8 protein-coding genes are annotated in these 7,193 nt (G+C 69.0%); all 8 read left to right on the forward strand.

Going from position 1 to position 7,193, the window contains the following annotated elements; translation table 11 throughout:
- The first annotated feature begins 142 nt into the window (after nt 1-142).
- On the forward strand, nt 143-703 hold the full coding sequence (gene efp, locus ACK5KK_RS01255) for an elongation factor P (RefSeq protein ID WP_416888276.1): 561 nt from the start codon (nt 143-145) through the stop codon (nt 701-703).
- A 16-nt stretch (nt 704-719) separates the two neighbouring features.
- Nucleotides 720-1,130 (forward strand): transcription antitermination factor NusB, encoded by a 411-nt coding sequence (gene nusB, locus ACK5KK_RS01260; RefSeq protein WP_416888277.1) that lies wholly within the window; start codon nt 720-722, stop codon nt 1,128-1,130.
- 225 nt (nt 1,131-1,355) lie between these two features.
- On the forward strand, nt 1,356-1,895 hold the full coding sequence (gene pyrR / locus ACK5KK_RS01265) for a bifunctional pyr operon transcriptional regulator/uracil phosphoribosyltransferase PyrR (RefSeq protein WP_416888278.1): 540 nt from the start codon (nt 1,356-1,358) through the stop codon (nt 1,893-1,895).
- The gene (locus ACK5KK_RS01270; RefSeq protein WP_416888279.1) at nt 1,892-2,866 is read left to right on the forward strand and encodes an aspartate carbamoyltransferase catalytic subunit; all 975 of its coding nucleotides are present in this window, start codon (nt 1,892-1,894) and stop codon (nt 2,864-2,866) included. Before pyrR ends, ACK5KK_RS01270 begins: the two co-directional genes overlap by 4 nt.
- Complete coding sequence (locus tag ACK5KK_RS01275) at nt 2,863-4,170, forward strand: dihydroorotase (protein WP_416888280.1); 1,308 nt, start codon at nt 2,863-2,865, stop codon at nt 4,168-4,170. The genes ACK5KK_RS01270 and ACK5KK_RS01275 overlap by 4 nt, the downstream gene beginning before the upstream one ends.
- On the forward strand, nt 4,167-4,673 hold the full coding sequence (locus tag ACK5KK_RS01280; protein WP_416888281.1) for a hypothetical protein: 507 nt from the start codon (nt 4,167-4,169) through the stop codon (nt 4,671-4,673). The genes ACK5KK_RS01275 and ACK5KK_RS01280 overlap by 4 nt, the downstream gene beginning before the upstream one ends.
- Nucleotides 4,670-5,839: a glutamine-hydrolyzing carbamoyl-phosphate synthase small subunit gene (carA, locus tag ACK5KK_RS01285; RefSeq protein ID WP_416888282.1), complete on the forward strand. Its 1,170-nt coding sequence runs from the start codon at nt 4,670-4,672 to the stop codon at nt 5,837-5,839. Before ACK5KK_RS01280 ends, carA begins: the two co-directional genes overlap by 4 nt.
- Nucleotides 5,839-7,193 (forward strand): carbamoyl-phosphate synthase large subunit (gene carB / locus ACK5KK_RS01290; protein ID WP_416888283.1); only part of this gene is annotated, 1,355 nt, incomplete at its 3' end. The genes carA and carB, both read left to right, overlap by 1 nt.

Raw genomic sequence — 7,193 nt, forward strand, 5'->3', positions numbered from 1 at the left:
ATGTCGTCGCCGGATTCGGACCCGGCCGCGCCCCAGCATCCGAATCCACGAACACTCACCGAATCTGCGGTCGGCGGCGTATCCCGTAGAATCGGATGCCGGTCATCCGACCCGCACGCACACGAACGGAAACTCCACACCCATGGCATCCACCGCAGACATCAAGAACGGCGTCGTCCTGTCGATCGACGGGCAGCTCTGGAGCGTTGTGGAGTTCCAGCACGTCAAGCCGGGCAAGGGCGGCGCGTTCGTGCGTACCAAGCTGAAGAACGTCGTGACGGGCAAGGTCGTCGACAGGACATTCAACGCGGGCGCGAAGGTCGACATCCAGAACGTCGACCGGCGCGACTTCACCTACCTCTACAACGACGGCGACAGCTTCGTGTTCATGGACATGAGCGACTACGACCAGATCAACGTGCCCGCCGCAACCGTGGGAGATGCCGCGAACTTCATGCTGGAGAACCAGCAGGTCACGATCGCCCTGCACGACGGCACGCCGCTGTACCTCGACCTGCCGGCATCGGTCGTGCTGGAGATCACCTACACCGAGCCGGGCCTGCAGGGCGACCGCTCCTCGGCGGGAACCAAGGCGGCGACGGTGGAGACGGGCTACGAGATCCAGGTGCCGCTGTTCCTGGAGACGGGCACCAAGGTGAAGGTCGACACTCGCAGCGGTGACTACCTCGGCCGCGTGAACTGACGCGCTCGACCCGTTCATGAGCGCACGTTCGAAGGCGCGCAAGCGCGCGCTCGACATTCTCTACCAATCCGACGTCCGTGGCGACGATCTCGCGGTGACGCTGGCCGTCGAGGCCAAGCGCGCGGCGAACGAGCCCGCCCGCGAGGCGTCGTGGCTCTACGCCCGCGAGATCGTCGACGGCGTGATCGACAACCGCGACGAGATCGACGAGCAGATCACGACGTTCTCGAAGGACTGGACGCTCGCCCGCATGCCGGCGGTCGACCGGGCGGTGCTCCGCATCGGGGTGTGGGAGGTCCTGTTCAACGACCAGGTGCCCGCCGCCGTCGCGATCGACGAGGCCGTGGAGCTCGCCAAGGAGTTCTCCACCGACGGCTCCGGGTCGTTCGTGCACGGCGTGCTCGCCCGCATCGCCCGCGCCTCCTGACCCGCGCCGCCTCGCCCATGCCGCGTCGGCCGCCGAGCCCGATCGCCGAGACTACAGCGGCGCTATCGAGACAGTGCGGATTCGGCGCGGTCTCGATAGCACAGGTGCTGTTTCGCGGTGGGGTGCCCGGGCGGGAGGGCGGGAGGGCGGGTGTCGGGTAGGGTGGATGCCGGTACCCACAGCAACCTTTAACACCGTCCCGTGAGGCGGAGAAGGGAGCGGCGGATGAGTGATTCCGGGCAGGGACGGACTGTCCTGCACGAAGACGACATCGCGCGCGCACTGACTCGGATCTCGCACGAGATCCTCGAGTCGAACAAGGGCCCCGACGACCTGGTCGTCCTCGGCATCCCCACCCGCGGCGTCGCACTCGCGACCCGCATCGCGGCCCTCTTGGAGCGGTTTTCCGGGCAGGCGATCCCGACCGGAGCGCTCGATGTCACGATGTACCGCGACGACCTGCACCACCACCCGACCCGCACGCCGCAGCCCACCGACATCCCCGCCGGTGGTATCGACGGCAAGACCGTTGTGCTCGTCGACGACGTGCTGTTCAGCGGGCGCTCCATCCGCGCCGCCCTCGACGCTCTCAACGACATCGGACGCCCCGCCGCTGTGCGGCTGGCGATCCTCGTCGATCGCGGCCACCGCGAGCTGCCCATCCGCCCCGACTTCGTCGGCAAGAACCTGCCGAGCGCCCGCGACGAACGCGTCAACGTCCGCCTGGCCGAGACCGACGGCGCCGACGAGGTCACGATCGCATGAGGCACCTACTCGACACCCGCACGCTGACCCGCGACGACGCCCTTCTCATCCTCGACGTCGCAGAGGACATGGCCGACACGCAGGTCCGCGAGGTCAAGAAGCTGCCGACCCTGCGCGGTAAGACCGTCGTGAACCTCTTCTTCGAGGACTCCACCCGCACCCGCATCTCGTTCGAGGCAGCCGCCAAACGCCTCTCGGCCGACGTCATCAACTTTGCCGCGAAGGGCTCGTCGGTCAGCAAGGGCGAGTCGCTGCAGGACACCGCGCAGACGCTGCAGGCGATGGGCGCGGATGCCGTCGTCATCCGCCACGGTGCCTCCGGCGCCCCGCACACCCTGGCCACCAGCGGCTGGATCACCGCAGGCGTCCTCAACGCCGGCGACGGCACTCACGAGCACCCCACCCAGGCCCTGCTGGACGCCTTCACGATCCGCAAGAGGTTCCACGGCGGCGACAGCCGCGGGCGCGATCTCGCCGGCCTGCAGGTGGCGATCGTCGGCGACATCCTGCATTCCCGCGTCGCCCGATCAAACGTGTGGCTGCTCACGACCCTGGGGGTCGGCGTCACGCTCGTCGCCCCGCCGACGCTCGTCCCGCAGGACGTCTCGGCGTGGCCCGTGACGGTGCGCTACGACCTCGACGAGGCGATCGCGGCCGCACCCGACGCGCTGATGATGCTGCGCATCCAGGCCGAACGCATGAGCGCCGCCTACTTCCCGAGCGAACGCGAGTACGCCCGCCGGTGGGGGCTGACGACCGCGCGCCTCGCAGCGCTACGCGGCGATACCATCGTGATGCACCCCGGCCCCATGAACCGCGGCCTGGAGATCTCCGCCGATGCCGCCGATTCCGCGCGATCCACGGTGTTGGAACAGGTCGCCAACGGGATCTCGGTGCGGATGGCGTCACTCTACCTACTGCTGGCCGGAGAACGCGACGAACCGACCATGGAACAGGATGTTGCCCGATGACCGCCGAATCCTTCCTCCTCCGCTCCGCCCGCATCCACGGAGGCGACCCGGCCGACATCCTGATCGATGCGGGCCGCATCGTCGAGGTCGGGCAGGGGCTCAGCCACGCCGGCGCCGCCGAGATCGACGCCGACGGTCTGATCGCCCTGCCGGGGCTCGTCGACCTGCACGTGCATTTCCGGGAACCGGGCTATGAGGCGTCCGAGACGATTCTGACCGGCTCACGCGCCGCTGCCGCCGGCGGGTTCACGACCGTGTTCACGATGCCGAACACGTCACCGGTGGCCGACACCGCCGGGGTCGTCGAGCAGGAACTCGCGCTCGGCGAGACCGCCGGGTACGCGCACGTCCAGCCGATCGGCGCAGTGACGGTGGGGCAGAAGGGGGAGCGCCTCGCCGAACTGGGAGCGATGGCGGACTCACGGGCGAAGGTGCGGGTGTTCAGCGACGACGGCTTCTGCGTGTGGGATCCGCTCATCATGCGCCGTGCGCTGGAGTACGTCAAGGCGTTCGGCGGGGTCATCGCGCAGCACGCGCAGGACCCTCGGTTGACCGAGGGTGCGCAGATGAACGAGGGGACCGTATCGGCCGAGCTCGGGCTGGCCGGCTGGCCCGCCGTCGCCGAGGAGTCCATCATCGCCCGCGACGTGCTGCTGGCCGAACACGTCGGCTCCCGCCTGCACGTGTGCCACCTGTCCACCGCCGGCTCGGTCGACATCATCCGCTGGGCGAAAGCACGCGGTGTCAACGTGACAGCCGAGGTCACGCCGCACCACCTGCTGCTGACCGAAGAACTCGTCCGCGGTTACAACCCGCGCTACAAGGTCAACCCGCCATTGCGACGCAACGAGGACGTGCAGGCGGTGCGCGAGGGACTGGCCGACGGGACGATCGATATCGTCGCGACCGACCACGCCCCTCACCCCGGTGAGTCGAAGAACTGCGCGTGGCAGGATGCCTCCCACGGCATGGTCGGCTTGGAATCCGCGTTGCGCGTGGTCCATCTGGCGATGGTCGACACCGGACTTCTCACCTGGGATGACGTCGCGCGGGCCATGTCAACGACGCCGGCCCGCATCGGCGGGGTGGCCGATGCCGGCGCACCGATCACCGCCGGTGCGCCGGCCTCGCTCACGCTGTACGATCCGTCACCCGCGCGGACGTTCACGACCGCCGATCTGCACGGCCGCAGCAGCACCTCGCCGTATCTCGATCGCGTCCTGCCCTGGCAGGTGCGGTGGACGTTCTTCCGCGGCGCGGCGACCGTGCAGGATGGCGCCGTCGTCGAGGAGGTGGCGAGATGACCCGGGAACTCGCGCTGGCGATCATGATCGCCGCGGCGGTGGTGCTGCTGGCCGCCGGTGCGTGGGGCTGGTGGCGGCGCACCCGCCGGGATGCGGGCATCCGCGCCCCGTTCGGCGAGACGCCCGACGGCGCCGAGACTGTCGCGGCGTTCGACGGCCTGTACGTCGCGACCACTCGGCACGACGAGCCCCTGGAACGGCTCGCGATCCGCGGCCTCGGCTTCCGCTCCCGCGTGGGGATGACGGTGACCGATGCCGGCGTCGCGCTGGATCTCACCGGCCAGCCGCGCGTCTTCTTCGCCCTCGATCGCCTTGCCGCCGCCGACCGCGCCACCGTGGCGATAGACCGCGTCGTCGAGAAGGACGGCCTGGTGCGCCTGGTCTGGCGCACCGACGACGGCTCCCTCGTCGACACGTACCTGCGCGCGCAGAACGCCTCGTCGCGCACGCTGGCCGACACCATCACCCGCACACTCCCGACCCCGATGGGAACCGACGCATGACCTCAGTACTCGACCGGGCCGCAGAGCCCGCCGTGCTCGTGCTCGAAGACGGCACCCGCCACACCGGTCGCGCATACGGCGCGCGCGGCACGACCCTCGGCGAAGTCGTCTTCAGCACCGGGATGACCGGCTACCAGGAGACTCTCACCGACCCGTCGTACGCCGGGCAGATCGTGCTGCAGACCGCGCCGCACATCGGCAACACCGGTATGAACGCCGAAGACCCCGAGTCGCGTCGCATCTGGGTCGCCGGGTACATCGTGCGCGATCCCGCGCGCGTCGTGTCGAACTGGCGCGCCGACGAGTCCCTCGACGACGCACTCGTGCGCGATGGGATCGTCGGCATCAGCGGCATCGACACCCGCGCCGTCACCCGCCACATCCGCTCGGATGGATCGATGCGCGGCGGCGTGTTCTCGGGAGAAGCGGCCGGGCTGGATGCTGCCGAGCAGCTGCGTCAGGTGCGAGAGGCGCCGCAGATGGCGGGGCAGAACCTGTCGTCCTCCGTCTCGGTCGACACCGTCGAGGTCACACCGGCGACCGGGGAGCGGATCGGCAACCTCGCCGTGCTCGACCTCGGCGTCAAGCAGTCCACGATCGACAACCTCGCCGCGCGGGGCTTCGATGTGCACGTTCTGCCGCAGACGGCGACGTTCGCCGATATCGAGGCGATCGACCCGGTCGCGGCGTTCTATTCCAACGGCCCGGGCGACCCGGCGGCCAGCGACGCGCACGTCGCGCTGCTGCGGCGGGTGCTCGACGCCGGGCTGCCGTTCTTCGGCATCTGCTTCGGCAATCAGCTACTCGGGCGGGCGCTCGGGTTCGGCACCTACAAACTGCCGTTCGGTCACCGCGGCATCAACCAACCGGTGCGCGACAAGGCGACCGGAAAGGTCGAGATCACCGCCCAGAACCACGGGTTCGCCGTCGACGCGCCCTTGGCGGGCGTCGTGGACAGCCCGAACGGGTACGGCCGCGTAGAGGTCTCGCACATCGGACTCAACGACAACGTGGTGGAGGGCCTGCGCGCCCTCGACATCCCCGCGTTCAGCGTGCAATACCACCCGGAGGCGGCCGCTGGGCCGCACGACGCCAACTACCTCTTCGACCGATTCCGCGACCTGGTCGTCGCCACCCTCAACCACCCGGAAGGGGCGAGCAAGTAATGCCCAAGCGCGACGACATCACCAGCGTCCTCGTCATCGGGTCCGGCCCGATCGTGATCGGTCAGGCGTGCGAGTTCGACTACTCGGGAACGCAGGCCTGCCGCGTGCTGCGGGAGGAGGGCGTGCGCGTCATCCTGGTCAACTCCAACCCGGCGACCATCATGACCGACCCCGACTTCGCCGATGCGACGTACATCGAACCGATCACCCCCGCGGTGATCGAGACGATCATTCAGAAGGAGAAGCCGGATGCGATCCTGCCGACCCTGGGGGGACAGACGGCACTGAACGCCGCGATGGCTCTGCACGAACAGGGCATTCTGGACAGGTACGGCGTGGAGCTGATCGGCGCGAAGGTCGACGCGATCCGTAAGGGCGAGGACCGGCAGATCTTCAAGGAGCTCGTGATCGAGGCGGGCGCGGACGTCGCGGCATCCCGCATCTGTCACACGATGGACGAAGTGCTCGCCGGTGCCGCCGAACTCGGTTACCCGGTCGTGGTGCGGCCGTCGTTCACGATGGGGGGCCTGGGGTCCGGCTTCGCGTACGACGAGGCGGACCTCCGCCGCATCGCCGGCGCCGGTCTGCGCGACTCGCCGACCACCGAGGTACTGCTGGAGGAGTCGATCCTGGGGTGGAAGGAGTACGAGCTCGAGCTGATGCGCGACACCGCCGACAACACGGTCGTGGTCTGCTCCATCGAGAACGTCGAACCCGTGGGCGTGCACACCGGCGACTCCATCACGGTCGCCCCGGCGCTGACCCTCACCGACCGCGAGTACCAGAAGCTGCGCGACATCGGCATCGACATCATCCGCGCCGTCGGGGTGGACACCGGCGGCTGCAACATCCAGTTCGCCGTCAACCCCGACAACGGCCGCATCATCGTCATCGAGATGAACCCGCGGGTGTCGCGGTCGTCGGCGCTGGCGTCGAAGGCGACCGGGTTCCCGATCGCCAAGCTCGCCGCGAAACTCGCCATCGGCTACCGCCTGGACGAAGTGCCCAACGACATCACGCAGGCGACACCGGCGAGCTTCGAGCCCACGCTGGACTACGTCGTCGTGAAGGTGCCGCGGTTCAACTTCGAGAAGTTCCCCGCCGCCGACACCACGCTGACGACGACCATGAAGTCGGTCGGCGAGGCGATGGCGATCGGCCGCAACTACGCCACGGCGCTGCAGAAGGCGCTGCGCTCACTGGAGAAGCGCGGGTCCAGCTTCCACTGGGGTGACGAGCCCCGGTCGCAGGCCGAGCTGCTCGACATCGCGCAGACCCCCACCGACGGCCGCATCGTCGTGGTGCAGCAGGCACTGCGCAAGGGCGCCACGATCGACCAGGCCTTCGCGGCGAC

It is taken from the genome of Microbacterium sp. (genome assembly GCF_047972865.1).
Classification (GTDB): Bacteria; Actinomycetota; Actinomycetes; order Actinomycetales; family Microbacteriaceae; genus Microbacterium.

Coding starts and splice junctions, on each gene's coding strand:
- efp (WP_416888276.1), top strand. CDS start 143: ATGGCATCCACCGCAGACATCAAGAACGGCGTCGTCCTGTCGATCGAC.
- ACK5KK_RS01280 (WP_416888281.1), top strand. CDS start 4,167: ATGACCCGGGAACTCGCGCTGGCGATCATGATCGCCGCGGCGGTGGTG.
- ACK5KK_RS01270 (WP_416888279.1), top strand. CDS start 1,892: ATGAGGCACCTACTCGACACCCGCACGCTGACCCGCGACGACGCCCTT.
- pyrR (WP_416888278.1), top strand. CDS start 1,356: ATGAGTGATTCCGGGCAGGGACGGACTGTCCTGCACGAAGACGACATC.
- nusB (WP_416888277.1), top strand. CDS start 720: ATGAGCGCACGTTCGAAGGCGCGCAAGCGCGCGCTCGACATTCTCTAC.
- carA (WP_416888282.1), top strand. CDS start 4,670: ATGACCTCAGTACTCGACCGGGCCGCAGAGCCCGCCGTGCTCGTGCTC.
- ACK5KK_RS01275 (WP_416888280.1), top strand. CDS start 2,863: ATGACCGCCGAATCCTTCCTCCTCCGCTCCGCCCGCATCCACGGAGGC.